The sequence below is a fragment of the Pseudomonas sp. H26/SER47-MNA-CIBAN-0231 genome (genome assembly GCF_040310465.1).
Classification (GTDB): Bacteria; Pseudomonadota; Gammaproteobacteria; order Pseudomonadales; family Pseudomonadaceae; genus Aquipseudomonas; species Aquipseudomonas atacamensis.
On record NZ_JBEOPW010000011.1, the window covers coordinates 40,357 to 57,497 of the forward strand.

Genomic DNA, 17,141 nt, shown 5'->3' on the forward strand with positions numbered 1-17,141 from the left:
CATGACACAGAATTCCATCCCCCGCAGTTGGGTCGCTTCGGCCAATGGTCATAGCGATTTCCCGTTGCAGAATCTGCCGCTGGGCGTGTTCAGTCTCAACGATTGCAGTCCGCGCGCGGGCGTGGCGATCGGCGAGCACATTTTCGATTTGCAGGTGGCGCTTGAGGCCGGGCTGTTCGACGGCGTCGCACGCAGTGCGGTGGAAGCCATGCACGGCGGGCAGTTGAACGCGTTCTTTGAACTTGGCCGTGAGGCGCGGGTGGCCCTGCGCGAACGCCTGATCGAACTGTTCAGTGAAGGCAGCACGCTGCGCGGGAACATCGAAGCTCAAGGCGCGAAAGTCTTGCCACTGGCTGCCGATTGCCAGATGCACCTGCCGGCGCGAATCAGCGATTACACCGACTTCTACGTCGGCATCGAGCATGCGCAGAATGTCGGCAAACTGTTCCGTCCGGATAACCCGCTGTTGCCGAACTACAAGCACGTGCCGATCGGTTACCACGGTCGCGCTTCCACAGTGCGAGCGTCCGGCACCGACGTGCGCCGGCCGAAAGGCCAGACGCTGCCGGCGGGGCAGACCGAACCGGTATTCGGCCCATGCGCACGTCTGGATTACGAACTGGAGCTGGGCATCTGGATCGGCCAGGGCAATGAGATGGGCGAGCCGATTGCCATCGGTGACGCTGCCGAGCACATCGCCGGTTTCTGCCTGCTCAACGACTGGTCGGCGCGGGATATCCAGGCTTGGGAATACCAGCCACTCGGCCCATTCCTGTCGAAGAGTTTCATCACCAGCGTCTCGCCGTGGGTGGTGATGGCCGAAGCACTGGAGCCGTTCCGCATGGCACAGCCGGCGCGCCCTGAAGGCGATCCGCAGCCGCTGCCGTATCTGCTCGACAAGCGTGATCAGGACGGCGGTGCCTTCGACATCGAACTGGAAGTGCTGCTGCGCACCGAAGCCATGCGCGAGCAGAACCTGCCCGCCCATCGCCTGACCCTGAGCAACACCCGCTACATGTACTGGACCGTGGCGCAAATGGTCGCGCACCACAGCGTCAACGGCTGCCAGTTGCAGGCCGGTGACCTGTTTGGTTCGGGCACTTTGTCCGGCCCGGAAAACGGCCAGTTTGGCAGCCTGCTGGAGATTACCGAGGGCGGTAAGAAACCGATCGAACTGGCTTCCGGCGAAGTGCGCAAGTTCCTTGAGGACGGTGACGAAATCATCCTGCGCGCTCGCTGCGCCCGCGACGGTTTTGCCTCGATCGGCTTCGGCGAATGTCGCGGCACCGTGATCGCTGCACGCTGACAGGAGCGGCTTATGGATCTCTATGGCTATTACCGTTCCACTTCATCGTACCGGGTGCGAATCGCACTGGCGTTGAAGGGCCTCGATTTCCAGGCGCTGCCGGTCAACCTGATCGCACCGTCGGGCGGTGAACATCGGCAGCCGGCGTATCTGGCGCTCAATCCCCAAGGCCGGGTGCCGACATTGCGCACCGATGACGGCGCGCTGCTGATTCAGTCGCCGGCGATCATCGAGTATCTGGAAGAGCGTTATCCACAGGTGCCGTTGCTGCCGGATGATCTGCTGGCGCGCGCGCAGGTGCGCGGCGTTGCGGCGGTAATCGGCTGCGACGTGCACCCGCTGCACAACGTCAGCGTGCTCAATCGCCTGCGCCAGGCGGGGCAGAATGAGGCGCAAGTGGTGGAGTGGATCAGCCATTGGATCAGCCAAGGGCTGGCGACAGTGGAGCAGTTGATCGGCGACAGCGGTTTCTGTTTTGGCGAATGGCCGTGCCTGGCAGATGTGTATCTGATTCCGCAGTTGTATGCCGCAGAACGGTTCAATGTTTCGCTGGAGGCTTACCCGAAAATCCGCCGCGTTGCTGCGCTCGCTTTGGAACATCCAGCGTTCATCAAGGCCCATCCCGCCAACCAACCAGATACCCCTAAATGATCGCTCCCACGCTCTGCGTTGGAATGCATCTCGTGACGCTCTGCGTCACATTGGACGCAGAGCGTCCGGGGCGGCATTCCCACGCGGAGCGTGGGAACGATCAACACAGGTTTGTGTGGGCCTCAAGGATGGGGGCAGCCCGCAGAAGGTAGTTAATGCACGACGGAGTTGGGCGGCAGATGGCCGAGGCGTTCGGTCAGGCGCAGCCGCTGGATCGGGTCTTCGCTGAGCAATAACGCATGCTCCAGATCGAAGCGCTCAGCGTTCGGGCAATCCAGCCGTTGATACAGACTGGCCCGGGCCATGTAATCAGAGGCCTTCGCATCACCCAGTTCGAGCACTCGTTCTGCGTCGATAAGCGCGGCGATGTGATCGTCGTGGGTCAGATGCAATTGGCGCAGATTGCGTGACAGACGCTGCAGCATCTGCACTGGCGTGGCCGTCAGCAGATGCTCGGCGCTGAGCTGCATGTTCGGCCCGTATTGGCGTTGCAACAGTTCGCGACAGTCGTTGGGATACAAGCGTCGCCCGCCGCAAGGGTCGAGCAAGTGGTCGGCGCCGGGTACCCGCAACAGGAAATGCCCGGGAAAGTTGACCCCGACCAACGGAATCTCGAGGCCATGGGCCAGTTCCAGTGCGATCAACGCCAATGCCAACGGCTGACCGCGCTGGGTGTGCAACACGCGGTGCAGCAGCGCCGCCTGCGGGCGCAGCGGCAGGAAATCATCCTGTGCGAAACCGAGATCGACCATGCGCCGCAACAGCGGTTGCGCCAGTTCGCTGACCGGCAGCATCGGCAAGCCATAGCTGACGCGTAGTTGCAGATCCTTGAAGGTGCGCAACCATGCCTCGGGCTCGAGGGTTTTGTCGTGCTCGGCACTTATCCACAGCGCAGCTTCCAGCAGGGCTGGCGGTGAACGATGCAGGCATTCGAAAAAGCGTTGGCGCGCACTCATCAAAATCTCCCTCCAATGCCTCGTTTTAGCCCCGTCCGGGTTGTTCGTCCAGTGCCGGGCGCGTTGAGCGCGAGTTATAGCGGCGCAACATTGTCCGCTCGGCGGCTCATGCTGGTGCGCGCCAGCAATTTTCAGGGGCAAGCCTATACTGGCGTTCTACAAGAAGTGATTCGGGAGCCTGTCGATGTTCGCTCTCATGCAAAGCACTCGCCTGGAATCGCTGCACTTGAGCGTGGACCCGGTCACCGGGTTGAAGGCGGTCATTGCCATTCATGACAGTCGCCTGGGGCCAGCCCTGGGCGGCTGCCGTTACCTTGCCTATCCCAACGACGAATCTGCGGTCGAGGACGCCATTCGCCTGGCGCAAAACATGAGCTACAAAGCGGCGCTCGCCGGCCTTGCGCAGGGCGGCGGGGTGGCGGTGATCGTGCGCCCGGCCCATGTCGAGAATCGCGCCGCGTTGTTCGAGGCTTTCGGCCGCTGCATCGAGCAGCTCGACGGTCGCTACATCACCGCCATCGACAGCGGCACTTCAGTGGCGGACATGGACTGCATTGCCCAGCAGACCCGGCATGTCACCAGCACCACCTCGGCAGGCGATCCGGCACCGCACGCGGCCATGGGCGTGTTCACCGGCATTCGCGCCACGGCGATGGCGCGTCTGGGCAGCGACAACCTCGAAGGTTTGCGCATCGCGATTCAGGGGCTTGGCAACGTCGGTTATGCACTGGCCGAGCAACTGCACGCGGCCGGCGCCGAGTTGCTGGTCAGTGACATCGACCACGGCAAGGTGCAACTGGCGATGGAGCAGCTCAATGCTCACCCGATCGCCAACGACGCATTGCTCAGCACGCCGTGCGACATTCTCGCGCCTTGTGGGTTGGGCGGTGTGCTCAACAGTCACTCGGTGTCGCAACTGCGCTGTTCCGCTGTCGCCGGTTCGGCGAACAATCAACTTTCCCATCTGGATGTGGCGGATCAACTGGAACGGCGCGGAATTCTTTATGCGCCGGATTATGTGATCAATGCCGGCGGGCTTATTTACGTTTCGCTTAAACATCGTGGCGAGGAGTTGCCGACGATTACGGCGCATCTGTCGAAGATCAGTTCGCGGCTGACCGAAGTCTTTGCCCATGCTCAGGCGGAAAAACGTTCGCCGGCGCGGGTGGCGGATGAGTTGGCGGAAAAGGTTTTGTATCGCTGAAAGCAAAAGATCGCAGCCTTCGGCAGCTCCTGCACTCGGAATGCAGGAGCTGCCGAAGGCTCGGGCCGCGATCGGACGATCTTTCTGATTACTTCGGCGCTTTCGCTGCTTTGGCGGGCTTCGCCGGCGCCTCGTCAGGTTCTGCCGCTTCAGCTTTTTCGACAGGCTCGGCCGGCGCATTGATCAGCTCCGACAGCGCATCGGGCTGGCTCTTGAATGCCCGGGCGAACACATCACGATTCTTCGCCATGTAGATCCCGGCTTCTTCCACTTGCTGTTCGGTCAGGGACGGAACGGCTTTTTGCAGCACATCGGCCAGATATTCGGCCAATTCGAGCATTTTGTCATGACGATCAGCTTCGGCTTTATCCATGAACAAGCGCTCCAGATCTCGGCTGCTGCGGTATACCACTTCGACGGCCATTCACCACCTCACATGCCTTCACGTTAAGTTGTCTTGACGACTACTGTATCCATATACAGCGAAAAGGATAAGCGAATCCCTGCGCCATGGGTAGTGGCTTTTCAATGTAGACCGGATTTGGCGTTTGTCAGGGGACGGGGTGGCTGCTATTCGCGAGCAGGCTCGCTCCCACACAAACTCCAGCGGTGCGACCAAACGCCACGGCGCGGGATTTGCGGCGGATCGCCATGATGCGTGGCCCTGAACCTGCATGAAAACCGTTGCAACAAGGCGCGCGCGCAAAACCGTCACGTGCGATACGCATCATCCGCCCGAAACGGGCTAAGGAAACTCATCGTGAAAATAAACTGGGCCGAGAAACTGCGGCGTAATGTGCATCAACTGGCCGAGTCCCTGGGCAACCTGTTCGTTGAAACCTTTCACTACCTGGCGCTATTCGCTATCGGTGCGGTGACGGCGTGGGCGGCGGTGATGGAGTTTCTCGGGATGCTCGAAGTCGGGCACATCAAGATCGATGACATTCTGTTGCTGTTCATCTATCTGGAACTGGGCGCGATGGTCGGGATTTATTTCAAGACCAACCACATGCCGGTGCGCTTCCTGATCTACGTGGCGATCACTGCACTGACGCGCCTGCTGATCTCCAACGTCTCGCACCACAACCCGCCGGACATGGGCATCATCTACCTGTGCGGCGGCATTCTGCTGCTGGCGTTTGCGATCCTGGTGGTGCGTTACGCTTCGTCGCAATTTCCTTCGGTGAAGATCGAGAACCCGCAGCGCAAGCTCGGCACGGGCTCCAGCGAACATCCTGAAGTGGAGAAGGGCGAGCTTTAAAGGCCCGCCGCCTGGCCGGGCTGGCCTTTGACCCGTGGCGGTGGCGGGGTCAGCCCGGCGCCGCTGGTCATGGCTTCGAGAATCGACATGGCGCTGTGACCCTGTTCGATGGCGATGCCGAACTGGATGCTTTGCACCAGCCTCTTCAAACGCTCGGGATCGTTGCGCTGTTCGGCACTGATCATGCGCTTGGCCACGATGCGGCCGGCGTTGGACAGGGTCAGCATGATGCTGCCGTCCAGGCCCTGAATGCTCAGATTGATCTGATAGTCCGGCGCGAAAGCATCGGTAATGATTTGAAATGGGTTGTCCATGATGCGTCACCGCCTGATTGAACGTGCAGTTGTTGACCGGCCATGATCTGATTTGGTTCGCAACACCAGACCACTGGCATCTCGTTCGCTGAGGTTTGCAATGTCCGTTTGCCTCAAGGGTGATATAGCAAGGGGCATGCCGGAAAAATTGTCGAACAATAAACACGGCGAAAAAAACGGCGAGCCTCGGGGCTCGCCGTTTTTTGTGGCGCGTTTTCAGGGCAGGAATGAGCTGATGATCGCTGACAGTGCAGTCAGGCCGATCAGCACTCCACCCAGTTCACCGCCAGCCCGCCCCGCGAGGTTTCCTTGTATTTGTCGTGCATGTCGGCGCCGGTGTCGCGCATGGTGCGAATCACCCGGTCGAGGGAAATAAAGTGATTGCCGTCGCCGCGCAGAGCCATCTGCGTGGCGTTGATCGCCTTCACCGCCGCGATGGCATTGCGCTCGATGCACGGCACTTGCACCAGGCCACCGACCGGATCGCAGGTCAGACCGAGGTTGTGTTCCAGGCCGATTTCGGCAGCGTTCTCCAGTTGCTCCGGTGTCGCGCCGAGGACATCGGCCAGGCCGGCGGCGGCCATTGCGCAAGCCGAACCGACTTCGCCCTGACAGCCAACTTCGGCGCCGGAGATGGAGGCGTTTTTCTTGCACAAAATGCCGACAGCGGCTGCGCCGAGAAAGAACGCGACGACATCATCGTCAGACGCATCCGGATTGAATTTCATGTAGTAGTGCAGAACCGCCGGAATGATCCCGGCGGCGCCATTGGTCGGCGCGGTGACCATGCGCCCACCGGCCGCGTTTTCTTCGTTGACGGCGAGGGCGAACAGGTTGACCCATTCCATCGCCGACAGGGTCGAGCTGATCACATTCGGTTTGCCGATTTCCAACAGGCTGCGATGCAGTTTCGCCGCGCGGCGCGGTACTTTCAGACCGCCGGGCAGGATGCCTTCGTGGTGCAAACCTTGTTCGACGCACTCGCGCATCACTGACCAGATGTGCAACAGGCCCTGACGGATTTCGGCGTCGCTGCGCCAGGCGCGCTCGTTGGCCATCATCAGTTCGGACACACGCAGATTATGTTGTTTGCAGAGGGCGAGCAGTTCGGCGGCGCTGGAAAAATCGTAGGGCAACACCACGTCGCTGGTTGGCGCCACGCCAGATTCGGCTTCAGCCGCTTCGACGATGAAACCGCCGCCGACCGAGTAATAGGTTTGCGCGAACAGCTCGGCGCTTTCGCCAAAGGCGCTCAGCGACATGGCGTTGGGGTGGTAGGGCAGGCTCTCGTCGAGCAGCAGCAGATCGCTCTGCCAGTCGAAGGCAATCGAACGTTGACCGGCGAGGGACAGTTGCCCGGTTTCGCGCAGTTGCTGGATGCGTGGCTCGATGGTCGAAGGATCGATGCTGTCCGGCCATTCGCCCATCAGGCCCATGACCGTTGCGCGGTCAGTGGCGTGGCCGACGCCGGTGGCAGAGAGCGAACCGTAAAGGCGGATCTGCACACGTCGCACATCATTGAGCAGATGCTGATCGATCAGAGCCTGGGCAAAGGTCGCCGCTGCACGCATCGGACCGACGGTATGGGAACTGGACGGGCCGATGCCCACCTTGAATAGATCGAAAACACTGATAGCCATGCTAAACCCTTACAAGCAATGGAGTAGGAATCGCTGCCATTTTTTGTCGGACAAGCGCAATGTCGGCGATACTGCCTGCCTCGGTTCGAGGTGACCAACGAAACCTCCTAAGACAGCCTTTAGCAGGACTAAACAATGAGTCGTCAATTGCATGCCCAGACCTATGTCTGGCTGCAGGTGTTTGCCTGTGCCGCGCGGCACCTGTCGTTCACCCGTTGTGCCGAAGAGCTGCACATCACCCCGGGCGCGGTCAGCCAGCAGATTCGCCAATTGGAAGAGCGCTTGGGCTTTCGCCTGTTTCATCGGCGCGCGCGTGGCGTTGAGTTGAGTGCACAGGGGCAGCGGCTGGCGATTACCGTCAACGAAGCCTATGGCAGCATCGATGCGGAATTGCGCCGACTGGACGCGGGGATGATCAGCGGAACTCTGCGGTTGCGCTCGATCCCGTCGTTTCTCGGCAAGTGGCTGACTCCGCGCCTGCCGCGCTTGCAGCAACGCTTTCCGGATATCCAGTTGCGCCTGGTGGCCGAGGACAGCAGCGTGCCATTGCATGAGGGCGATTTCGATCTGGCCATCGACCTTAACGATGGCAGTTACCCAGGATTGTTATCCACAGCCTTGCTCGACGAGCAGATTTTCCCGGTGTGCGCGCCGAGCCTGCTCCGCGGGCGACCGCCGTTGCACGGGCCGGCGGATCTGGTGCATTTCCCGTTGCTGCACGACATCACCGCCTGGCGTGGCAGTTACGAGTACGCGGAATGGGAGTTCTATTTGAATGCGATCGGCTTCGAAGGCGCCGATGTGCGACGCGGCCACACCTTCAATCGCAATCACCTGACCATCGAAGCGGCGATTGCCGGCATGGGCGTGGCGATTGCCCGGCGCACGTTGCTCAACGATGAGCTGGAGCGCGGCACGTTGATCGTGCCGTTCGGCTTGTCGGTGCCCAACCATAAACGCTATGTGCTGCTGTATGCACCGGGGGCGTTGAGCCATCCGGGCGTGCGCGCTGTGCATGACTGGCTGGTGGAGGAGGCGGGAATTTTCCGCAGTCTGCACCCGCTGAATGAGCAGCAGATGTGAGCAGATTTTTCTGCGGAGCGGGTCGACCCAACTCCCGACATTAACAGCGCCTCGCTCGGTTGTCCGGCTTTTTTTGCGAATGAATATTTTTCTTTTTTCAGGGGTTGAAATGTTCGCCGCTCGGGCCGATTGTTGTAACCAGGAGGTCAGGAAATTCACTTCAAGGCCTCCAGCGAGCTAGCTGAAATAAGGGATGAACTATGCAAATCCAAGTCAACAGCGATAACCATATTCAAAGCAGTAAGCGACTGGAGGAGTGGGTACGTACAACTATTGAGAGCACGCTCGACCGTTATGAAGAAGACCTGACCCGTGTCGAAGTCCACCTGAGCGACGAGAACGGCGAGAAACCAGGTCCCCATGACTTGCGCTGCCAACTGGAAGCGCGGCCAAAAGGCCACCAACCGATTTCCGTGACCCACAAAGCCGATTCGCTGGAGCAGGCGATCGACGGTGCCGCCGAGAAACTCGAGCACAAACTGGATCATCTGTTCGGCAAACTGCGAGGTAAACCACGCGCCGCTGTAGTGCCATTTACCGGCAAGGCCAACGACAAGCTGTTGGCGGAAGAATTTGACGAGAACGAACAGGCAGCGATCAACAGTTGATGCGCTGATTTCACAAGTCACCGAAGGAGAACGGGCCTGCTGATGCAGGCCCGTTTTTTTTGTTCGAGGTGTTGGTTGTTTCGCGGCAGGGTTGGAGATCGTAGCCCCTCACCCCAGCCCTCTCCCGAGGGAGAGGGAGCCGATTCCGGTTGTTTTCAGGTCCAGCGTTCGGCTCGATATTGCAGGCGAGCGTAAATCGTAAATACACCTCGGTCAGTCCCCTCTCCCTCTGGGAGAGGGTTAGGGTGAGGGGCTTTTGATCTCCATGGGTTGGGATCAGAACGCCACCGACGTCTGCACATAAACTGTCCGCGGCTCACCCACATACTTGCCCTTGTTGTTGTCATCGAACGAGCGTGTGAAGTACTGCGTGTTGAAGATGTTCTTCACCCCCACCGCCACATTCAAATCCGACAGTTGCGGTCCGAAGTCATACCCGGCGCGGCTGCTGAACAGCATGTAGCCGGGGATCTTGCCGGTGCTGCCATCGGCGCTTTCCTTCGAAGTGTTGGCATTGTCGGCGAACTGGTCGCTCTGGAAGCTGCTGTCCAGATTCAGCTTCCATGGCCCTTCGGTATAACCGACGCCAATCGTGCCTTTGTGCTTGGAGGAAAACGGCACGCGGTTGCCTTTGTTCGGCCCGTCCTCGCGGATGGTGGCGTCGACATAGGCATAACTGGCGTAGACATCGAAACCGGCCAGCGCCGGGCTCAAGTCATCCAGCGCGTAATTGACGCTGGTCTCGATGCCCTGATGGCGGGTTTCGCCGCGAGCGATCACCGAGTCGTTGGTCTGGTTGCTTTCGTACTGGTTGTCGAAGTTGATCAGGAATGCGCCGATCTCCGCGCGCAGGGCACCGTTGTCGTAGCGCGTGCCGAGTTCCCAGGTGCGGGCCTTTTCCGGTTTCACTTCGCCGCTGCTCACGCGGTTGGGCATCTGGCTGTATTGCACGCTGCCGAACGAGCCTTCGGTGTTTGCATACAGGTTCCAGCTGTCGGTGAGGTGATAAAGCACGTTCAGCGCCGGCAGCGCGGTGTTGTAGTCGCCCTTGTATTTGACGTTGGTCAGGTTGTTGGTCTGTTGCGACTCGATCATCTCGTAGCGCACGCCCGGAGTGATGGTCCATTTGCCGATGTCGATGCGATCATCGACGAAGAACGCGTTGGCCTCGGTACCACCGCGAGTGTCGCGGTCGTTGCGGCTGCTGGTGGTCGGGTATTCGTTGGCGCTGATCGGCGTGCGATAACGCAGTTCGTGGCCGGCCTCGTTGATGTAGCGGTAGCCGACGCCGACTTCATGGCTGCTCGGACCCAGGTCGAAGCCTTGGGCGAAACGGGTTTCCAGGCCACGTACCCAATACTCGCGGGGCGACAGCGAAAGGAATGTGCCCTGATCCAGATAACCGCTGCGCAGGGTTTTGGTGAAGAAGGTGTTGGCGGTGAATTCGCGGCGATCTTCCTGATAGCGATAGCCGAAGTTGAACATCGTGCGGCGCCCCCAGAACTGGTCTTTCGGCCGCGTCGATTGATACGGATCGGCATCGTAATCGGCGACGTTGAGACCGCCGGGCATGTCGGCCTTGCCTTCGTAATACTGGGCCATGGCGTTGAAGCTGTTGGCCTCGTCGAGCTGATATTTGCCCTTGAGGATCAGGTCGTCGATCTCGGTATCGCTGTGTTCGCGCCAGTCACCGCCACGGGTGCCGGAGTACAACAGCGCACCACCGAGGCCGTTGGCGTTGGTACCGCCGGCCAGCAGATTGGCGCTGGTCTTGAAGCCGTCGTGGCTCGACGATGGGCTGGTTTCAGTCTGGAACCCACCCTTGACCGTTGGCTCGTCGGGAATCGCCCGGGTCACGAAGTTGACCACGCCGCCGACGTTCTGCGGGCCATAACGCACCGCGCCGCCGCCGCGCACCACGTCCACCGCATCCATGTTGCCCATGCTGATCGGCGCGAACGACAACTGCGGCTGACCATACGGCGCGAACGGCACCGGGATGCCATCCATCAATACTGTCGAGCGCGCGGCCAGGCGTGGATTCAGACCACGAATGCCGAAGTTCAGCGCCATGTCGTGGCTGCCGGTGCCGTTGTTCTCCGGCGCATTCACACCGGGGATGCGGTTGAGCACATCGCGGGCCTGGGTCGCGCCCTGGCGTTCGAATTCTTCGCGGCGGATCACATCACGCGCCCCGGGGTGTTCGAAGACATTGATCTGCGCCGCATCGCCGAGCCAGTCGCCGACTACGGTCGAGGTGCCCAGCTCCAGCGCCGCGTCAGCCAGCGGTTGCAGGCTGAAGGCATTGTCGCCTTCGGCGCGGGCTTGCAGGCCGGTGCCTTCGAGCAGGGCATCGAGGCCTTGTTGCGTCGTGTAATTGCCCTCCAGACCCCGGCTCTGCACACCGCTGGTGACTTGCGAGCCGAAGGAAATCAGCACGCCGGCTTCACGGCCAAACTGGTTCAGCGCGGTTTCCAGCGACGCCGGGGCGATGTGATAAACCTTGGCTTCGGCACCCAACGCGGCGGGCAGGGCGGTGAAACTCAGGCTGGCGCCGAGCAGAAGATTGCGCAGGCTGCGGGCCAGTGGCGTGAGGCGGGTGGACTGCATGTGGATGATCCTGAGAAGGTGGAATCAAGGGGGCTTTCCTTCTCTGTCACGCCAGATCTGAAAAACGGCTCATGGTTTTGGCGTTTTTTTTACACCCGCGCTTCGACGCTCACCCAATAACGGGTAAAGCGCTTCACTCTGACCGGCAGACTGATCTGCAGCAGGTCGAGAATCCGCTCGCTGTCATCCAGTGGATACGTCCCGGAAATCAGCAGATCGGCAACCTGGCTGTCGCACCGCAGCTGCCCGCGCCGGTAGCGGCCAAGCTCTTCGAGGAAATCACCGAGGCGCATATGAGCGGCGACCAGCATGCCGTCAGTCCACGCACCGCTGTTGGCGTCCAGTGGTTTGGCCGCGCTGACGGAGCTGGCAGTAAAACTCAACTGCCGCGCGACCGGCAGCAGCAGGGGCGCGCGCTGGTTGGCGACGAGTTCGACTCGTCCTTCGAACAGGGCGATCTGCGTGCGCTCAACAAACTGCCGCACATTGAGGCGCGCACCTTGGCTTTTCAGCACGCCGTGTGCCGTGCGTATCTCGAACGGATTTGCAGCGCTCAACAGCATTTCGCCCTCGAGCAGACCAATCAGCCGCTGCGCACCATCAACATCAACCGAGCTGGCGGTATTGAGCTGTAACGAATCGGCACCGCCCAGGCCGATCTCGCGCCGCTGGCCGACCGGCGTGCGGTAATCGGCGAGCAGCGACGGCAACGGCGTGTGCTCGCGCATGCCCCAGGTCGCCGCTGAGCCGGCACCGAGAATCAGCAACATTTTCAGCGCCTGACGACGGCTGCCAGACTTCGGTCCGTTCAACGCGGCGTGGGCCAACGGCGACGAAACGCCGCGCAAACGCTGATTGACCCGTTGCATGTGTTCCCACGCCCGGCGGTGTTCGCTGTGTGCATCCAGCCATTGTTGCCAGGCCTGTTGCTGGCGCGGGGTGAGGGTGCCCTGCTGCATTTCCAGCAACCAGTGCACCGCCTGTTCGGCGACCTGAGCGGAAAATTCCGGCACATGATTCATAAAGCGAAATAGCAGCGCATGGCCGCTTTGTTCAAATGGCGTTTGACCGTGGCCACCGAAATACCCAGTTCTGCGGCGATCTGTGGATAAGTCAGACCATCGACCTGAGCGAGCAGGAAAGCGCGTTTGATCTGGCGCGGCAAGCCGTCGAGCAGTTCATCGAGTTCGACCAGTGTCTGCAGGATGATCGCTTTGTGCTCTTCCGACGGCGCGACCATCTCAGGCATCTGCGCCAGTGTCTCGAGGTAGGCGCGTTCCACATCCTGGCGCCGGTAATGATTGAACAGCACGCGCTTTGCCAAAGTGGTGAGAAAGGCGCGCGGTTCGATGATCACCGGTGGCTCGCGAGCGGTCAGCACCTTGATGAACGTGTCCTGAGCCAGATCCGCCGCGCTGTGGGGGCAGCCGAGCTTGCGCCGCAACCAGCCGGTGAGCCAGCTGTGATGAGCGTGGTAGAGCGATTCGACGGGATGGGCGGGCGGCAACGAAATCACTCCGGACGCAAAACTTGCGTAGAGAACGTGCATTAGAGAACAAGAACGGTTCGCATTGTAGAGGCTGGCGACAGTGTCCGGCAATCAGATGCTTTTGCGTATGAGAATATTTATCATTAATATTGCTCGCCTGTAGATTCGGCTTGTCGGCCGAACGTTTCCGTTTCAGGGTCGAAACATGAAAGGCAAACTCGCCACCCTTCCCATGTCCTATCGTCTGGCCGTCACTTCGCGAGTGCTGGCGGCGATTTTCGGCGGCTATCTGGTCGCGGCGCTGGCCAGTGTCACCCTGACGTTGTGGCTGCCGCTGAACCGCGCCGAAGCGGTGGTCACTGGCATGACCGTGTCCTTTCTGGTCTATCTGGTCGCGGTGCTCTGGTGTTTTGCCTGCCGCAGCGCGTGGTCGGCGTGGGTCGGCCTGTTGGTGCCGAGCGTGATTCTCGCCACCGTTTCCGGTGCCGCGCGCGGTCTGGGGCTGGCATGAAAGAGGGCTTCCGGCAGGCGATGGCCTGGCTGCACACCTGGGCCGGGCTGGTGTTCGGCTGGTTGCTGTTCGCGATTTTTCTCACCGGCACGCTCGCTTATTTCAAAGATGAAATCAGCCACTGGATGCAGCCGGAAATCGCTGCACATTCGCTTGATAGCGAAGCGAGCCTGGCGCTGGCGCAAGATTATCTGCAACAACACGCCGCCGGCGCCTCGCGCTGGCTGATCGATTTGCCCGATGCCCGCGACCCCGGTCTGACCGTGCGCTGGCAACAGGCGCCGGGCAAACCCGGCGAGCGCGGCCGCTTCGAATCCCGAACCCTCGACGCTCAGACCGGGGCCGAGGTGCAGGGCCGCGAAAGCATGGGCGGCGAGTTCTTTTACCGCTTTCACTTCCAGTTGCAGATGCCTTATCCATGGGGGCGCTGGCTGGCGACTCTCGCCGCGATGGTGATGTTCGTTGCGTTGATCAGCGGGATCATCACCCACAAGAAAATCTTCAAGGACTTCTTCACCTTCCGCCCGCGCAAGGGCCAGCGTTCCTGGCTCGACGGGCATAACGCCGTGGGCGTGCTGGTGCTGCCGTTTCACTTGATGATCACTTACAGCAGCCTGGTGATTTTCATGTCGATGGTAATGCCGGCCAGCATCGTTGCCTCTTACGGCAGCGACGTGCGCAAGTTCTACGACGAAGTCTTTCCCGCCTCGAAGACGCCCGAGCGCGCCGATGTCGCCGCACCGCTGACCGCCATGGCGCCGCTACTGGCCAAGGCCAGCGAGCAGTGGTCGGGCGGCCACACCGCGCGCCTGTCGGTGAGCAATCCGGGCGATGCCAGCGCCACGGTGGTGCTGTCCCGCGCGGGCGATCGGGTGGTGCATGATTTCGGCCGGGCGGTCACCTTCAACGGCGTCACCGGGCAGCTTCTGAGCAGTACACCCGATCAACCCGTAGCGATGGCCGTGGGTGGCGCGTTCTACGGTTTGCACATGGGCCATTTCGCCGGGCCGCTGTTGCGCTGGCTGTATTTCATTTGCGGATTGGCTGGCACGGCGATGATCGGCACCGGGCTGGTGATCTGGCTCGGCAAGCGGCAGCTCAAGCACGTGAAAAGCGCGGCGCTGCCCTTCGAGTTGCGCCTGGTCGAGGTGCTGAATATCGCCAGCATGGCCGGCCTGGTATCGGCGGTGGCGGTGTTCTTTCTGGCCAATCGACTGCTGCCGGTGAGTCTGGCGGGGCGGGCCGATTGGGAAGTGAATGCGTTTTTTATTGCCTGGGGGCTTAGCCTGTTGCATGCGGTATTGCGTCCGGGGCGCAAGGCGTGGATCGAACAGCTGACGCTCGGCGCCGCGCTGTTTATCGCGGTGCCGCTGATCAATGCGCTGACCACACCGTGGAATCTTGGCGCCAGCCTGATGCAGCGCGACTGGGCACTGGCCGGATTTGATCTGACGTGTCTGGCGACGGGGCTTTTTCTCGGCTGGGCTGCGCGCAAGATGCAGCGTACGGGCGACTCCGTCAGCGTTCGCAACGCAAGTCCTTCGCCTCGCTCGATCACAGTCGAACAGGGGGCCAACTGATGCTGCTGGTCCTGTTGCTCACCTATGCCGGCTTCACCGCGTTGTGCCTGTCGATGCCACGTCATCACGCCGAATTGCTCGGCGCCAGACCGTCGACGCGCCGCCGTCAGGGTCTGGCGTTGGCGGGATGGCTGTTGCTGGCGCTTTCGCTGTGGGCGGCGGTGGCGGCCGGCGGCTGGAGTTTCGGTCTGGTCGACTGGTTCGCGGTGCTGATGCTCAGCGCTTTGGCATTGGTGCTGTTGCTGCCGTATCGCCCGCGGCTGGCCATGGCCCTGGCCGGGTTGAGCCTGTTGGCGAGCCCGGTCGCCGCCTGGGCGCAGTGCTGAAGTGCTGATCGGTCTGCCACCGGAATCGCGTGACGATGAAGCGCGTGGCGCGCGTGCGCATTTTCTCCAGGTGTTTCTGTCCCAGCGTGCGCAAATGGAGGCGCTGGTGAATCGGCGCGTCGGTTGTCGGGCGACGGCGGCGGATCTGGTCCAGGATCTGTTTTTGCGCTTCTGGCGGCGGCCGCTGGTCCAGGTCGAAGAGCTCAGCACTTATCTGCTGCGCTGCGCCGGCAACATCGCCATCGATCATTTGCGCAGTGAAGGCACGCGCACGCGGGTCAACGAAGGCTGGCAGCCGGACGAACCCGACAGCCATGGCAGCGAACCCCAGGCTGCGCTGGAGGCCGGCAATGATTTGCGCCATGTCGAGGCGGCGTTGCGCGCCTTGCCCGAACGCACGCGGCAGATCTTTCTGCTCAATCGCATTCACGGGCGCAAGTACGCCGAGATCGCCAAGGCCATGGGCCTGTCCCAAAGTGCCGTGGAAAAACATATGATGCGCGCCCTCGAGGCCTGCAAGGCCAGCCTGCGCGACCCCGCGCCACGCCTGCCAGGGAAAGCACCGTGAAGCCATCTGATCCGATCACACCGACGCCGGCCCAGGAGCAGGCCGCGCTGGCCTGGCTGAGCCTGTTGCACGACCGCCCTAGCACTGGCGATCAACTCACCTTCAGCCAATGGCTGCGCGCCGATCCCGCCCATGCCCAAGCGTATGCGCAGGCGCAGGTGATCTGGGAACTCAGTGAGGGCCCGGCGCGCACGTTGGCCGATGAAGATGCGCTCGCGCTGCAAGGTTATCTGCAGGCGATGGACGCCCCGCGTCGCTTGCCGATTTTGCGTTGGTCGGGCGCGCTGGCGCTGGCGGCGTGTCTGCTGTTGATGATCAGCCTCGGCACGGGGTGGCAGGCGCAGCGCTGGCTCGACGACTTGCGCGCCGATCATGTCTCCACGCCTGGCGAAATTCGCACGGTGATCTTGGCCGATGAATCGCAAGTGACGCTGGATGCCGACAGCGCGATTGCTGTGGATTTCAGCCATGGTCAGCGCCGCGTGAAATTGATCAGAGGCGCCGCTTTCTTCAGCGTCACTCACACCGGCGATCCGTTTGTGGTGGCGGCGGAGCAGGGCGAGGCGCGGGTGCTGGGCACGCAGTTCGAAGTGCGCCGGCAACTCCACGGCGCGCAAGTGACGGTGTTGTCCGGACGTGTCGCGGTGACGGCGGACGAGCACGGTCAACAACAGATTCTCACTGCTGGTCAGCAAGTTGCTTATGCCGACGGCACTGCGGAAAAACTGCATGCCGTGGACAGTGAAGCGCAATTGGCCTGGCGTCAGGGTTGGCTGACTTACTACAAGACCACGCTGGCCGAAGTCGTCGAGGATCTGCGCCGCTATTACCCGGGGCGGATTGTGCTGCTCAACGATGAGCTGGCGGCGCGCAAGGTCAGCGGCAGCTTTCCGAGCAAGGACCCGCAGGCGGTGCTCAATTCGTTGCAGGGGGTGTTGGGGTTTGAGCAGCATCGGGTGTTGGGGCAGCTGATTATTCTGCGCTGAGGCTGCCGGCCTCTTCGCGAGCAGGCTCGCTCCCACAGGGAACGCATT

17 protein-coding genes and 1 pseudogene are annotated in these 17,141 nt (G+C 61.4%); 11 read left to right on the forward strand and 7 right to left on the reverse strand.

Going from position 1 to position 17,141, the window contains the following annotated elements; translation table 11 throughout:
- Position 1: 1 nt before the first annotated feature.
- Together fahA and maiA are read left to right on the forward strand one after the other, a co-directional pair.
- Positions 2–1,306 (forward strand): fumarylacetoacetase, encoded by a 1,305-nt coding sequence (gene fahA / locus AAEZ10_RS17440; protein ID WP_350570254.1) that lies wholly within the window; start codon positions 2–4, stop codon positions 1,304–1,306.
- 12 nt (positions 1,307–1,318) lie between these two features.
- Positions 1,319–1,957: a maleylacetoacetate isomerase gene (maiA, locus tag AAEZ10_RS17445; RefSeq protein WP_350570256.1), complete on the forward strand. Its 639-nt coding sequence runs from the start codon at positions 1,319–1,321 to the stop codon at positions 1,955–1,957.
- 152 nt (positions 1,958–2,109) lie between these two features.
- Here the strand turns inward: maiA and AAEZ10_RS17450 are convergent, their stop codons facing one another.
- Positions 2,110–2,913 carry a SirB1 family protein gene (locus tag AAEZ10_RS17450; protein WP_024011653.1) on the reverse strand — a complete coding sequence of 268 codons (804 nt, stop codon included), beginning with the start codon at positions 2,911–2,913 and terminating at the stop codon, positions 2,110–2,112.
- A 184-nt stretch (positions 2,914–3,097) separates the two neighbouring features.
- Between AAEZ10_RS17450 and AAEZ10_RS17455 the strand changes: the two genes are divergently transcribed.
- Entirely contained in the window at positions 3,098–4,117 is a 1,020-nt protein-coding gene (locus AAEZ10_RS17455; RefSeq protein WP_016771635.1) for a Glu/Leu/Phe/Val dehydrogenase family protein, read from the forward strand.
- A gap of 169 nt (positions 4,118–4,286) precedes the next feature.
- On the opposite strand, the pseudogene AAEZ10_RS17460 reads toward AAEZ10_RS17455, so the two are convergent.
- Positions 4,287–4,541 (reverse strand): annotated as a pseudogene (locus tag AAEZ10_RS17460) (YebG family protein); the annotation flags it as partial.
- A 336-nt stretch (positions 4,542–4,877) separates the two neighbouring features.
- On the opposite strand from AAEZ10_RS17460, the gene AAEZ10_RS17465 reads away from it, so the two are divergent.
- Entirely contained in the window at positions 4,878–5,378 is a 501-nt protein-coding gene (locus tag AAEZ10_RS17465) for a phosphate-starvation-inducible protein PsiE (protein ID WP_039759287.1), read from the forward strand.
- Here the strand turns inward: AAEZ10_RS17465 and AAEZ10_RS17470 are convergent.
- A complete protein-coding gene (locus AAEZ10_RS17470; RefSeq protein WP_016771632.1) occupies positions 5,375–5,692 on the reverse strand; it encodes a DUF3509 domain-containing protein in 318 nt (105 codons plus the stop codon). The genes AAEZ10_RS17465 and AAEZ10_RS17470 overlap by 4 nt on opposite strands.
- Before the next feature lie 263 nt (positions 5,693–5,955).
- Positions 5,956–7,332 (reverse strand): L-serine ammonia-lyase, encoded by a 1,377-nt coding sequence (locus tag AAEZ10_RS17475; RefSeq protein ID WP_071174428.1) that lies wholly within the window; start codon positions 7,330–7,332, stop codon positions 5,956–5,958.
- Between the two features lie 135 nt (positions 7,333–7,467).
- On the opposite strand from AAEZ10_RS17475, the gene AAEZ10_RS17480 reads away from it, so the two are divergent.
- Together AAEZ10_RS17480 and AAEZ10_RS17485 are read left to right on the forward strand one after the other, a co-directional pair.
- Positions 7,468–8,415: a LysR substrate-binding domain-containing protein gene (locus tag AAEZ10_RS17480; protein ID WP_016771630.1), complete on the forward strand. Its 948-nt coding sequence runs from the start codon at positions 7,468–7,470 to the stop codon at positions 8,413–8,415.
- Positions 8,416–8,615: 200 nt separating this feature from the next.
- The gene (locus AAEZ10_RS17485) at positions 8,616–9,023 is read left to right on the forward strand and encodes an HPF/RaiA family ribosome-associated protein (RefSeq protein WP_016771629.1); all 408 of its coding nucleotides are present in this window, start codon (positions 8,616–8,618) and stop codon (positions 9,021–9,023) included.
- A gap of 276 nt (positions 9,024–9,299) precedes the next feature.
- Here AAEZ10_RS17485 and fecA read toward each other — a convergent pair whose 3' ends face one another.
- The 3 genes from fecA to AAEZ10_RS17500 form a co-directional block, all read right to left on the reverse strand.
- The gene (gene fecA, locus AAEZ10_RS17490; RefSeq protein WP_350570260.1) at positions 9,300–11,633 is read right to left on the reverse strand and encodes a TonB-dependent Fe(3+) dicitrate receptor FecA; all 2,334 of its coding nucleotides are present in this window, start codon (positions 11,631–11,633) and stop codon (positions 9,300–9,302) included.
- Positions 11,634–11,722: 89 nt separating this feature from the next.
- The gene (locus AAEZ10_RS17495) at positions 11,723–12,655 is read right to left on the reverse strand and encodes a DUF4880 domain-containing protein (RefSeq protein WP_350570262.1); all 933 of its coding nucleotides are present in this window, start codon (positions 12,653–12,655) and stop codon (positions 11,723–11,725) included.
- On the reverse strand, positions 12,652–13,182 hold the full coding sequence (locus AAEZ10_RS17500; protein ID WP_350570264.1) for a sigma-70 family RNA polymerase sigma factor: 531 nt from the start codon (positions 13,180–13,182) through the stop codon (positions 12,652–12,654). Before AAEZ10_RS17500 ends, AAEZ10_RS17495 begins: the two co-directional genes overlap by 4 nt.
- Positions 13,183–13,327: 145 nt before the next feature.
- Between AAEZ10_RS17500 and AAEZ10_RS17505 the strand changes: the two genes are divergently transcribed.
- Genes AAEZ10_RS17505 through AAEZ10_RS17525 form a run of 5 tightly spaced genes read left to right on the forward strand, consistent with a single transcriptional unit; the run spans position 13,328 to position 17,093 of the window.
- On the forward strand, positions 13,328–13,633 hold the full coding sequence (locus AAEZ10_RS17505; protein ID WP_041479671.1) for a DUF3649 domain-containing protein: 306 nt from the start codon (positions 13,328–13,330) through the stop codon (positions 13,631–13,633).
- Positions 13,630–15,213, forward strand: a complete 1,584-nt coding sequence (locus tag AAEZ10_RS17510; protein WP_350570266.1) for a PepSY-associated TM helix domain-containing protein — start codon at positions 13,630–13,632, stop codon at positions 15,211–15,213. Before AAEZ10_RS17505 ends, AAEZ10_RS17510 begins: the two co-directional genes overlap by 4 nt.
- Positions 15,213–15,539: a DUF3325 domain-containing protein gene (locus AAEZ10_RS17515; protein WP_110646390.1), complete on the forward strand. Its 327-nt coding sequence runs from the start codon at positions 15,213–15,215 to the stop codon at positions 15,537–15,539. The genes AAEZ10_RS17510 and AAEZ10_RS17515 overlap by 1 nt, the downstream gene beginning before the upstream one ends.
- 1 nt (position 15,540) lies before the next feature.
- The gene (locus tag AAEZ10_RS17520) at positions 15,541–16,107 is read left to right on the forward strand and encodes an RNA polymerase sigma factor (RefSeq protein ID WP_016771621.1); all 567 of its coding nucleotides are present in this window, start codon (positions 15,541–15,543) and stop codon (positions 16,105–16,107) included.
- Positions 16,104–17,093, forward strand: coding sequence for a FecR family protein (locus AAEZ10_RS17525; RefSeq protein WP_350570269.1), 990 nt, complete (start codon positions 16,104–16,106; stop codon positions 17,091–17,093). Before AAEZ10_RS17520 ends, AAEZ10_RS17525 begins: the two co-directional genes overlap by 4 nt.
- Positions 17,094–17,141 lie beyond the last annotated feature (48 nt).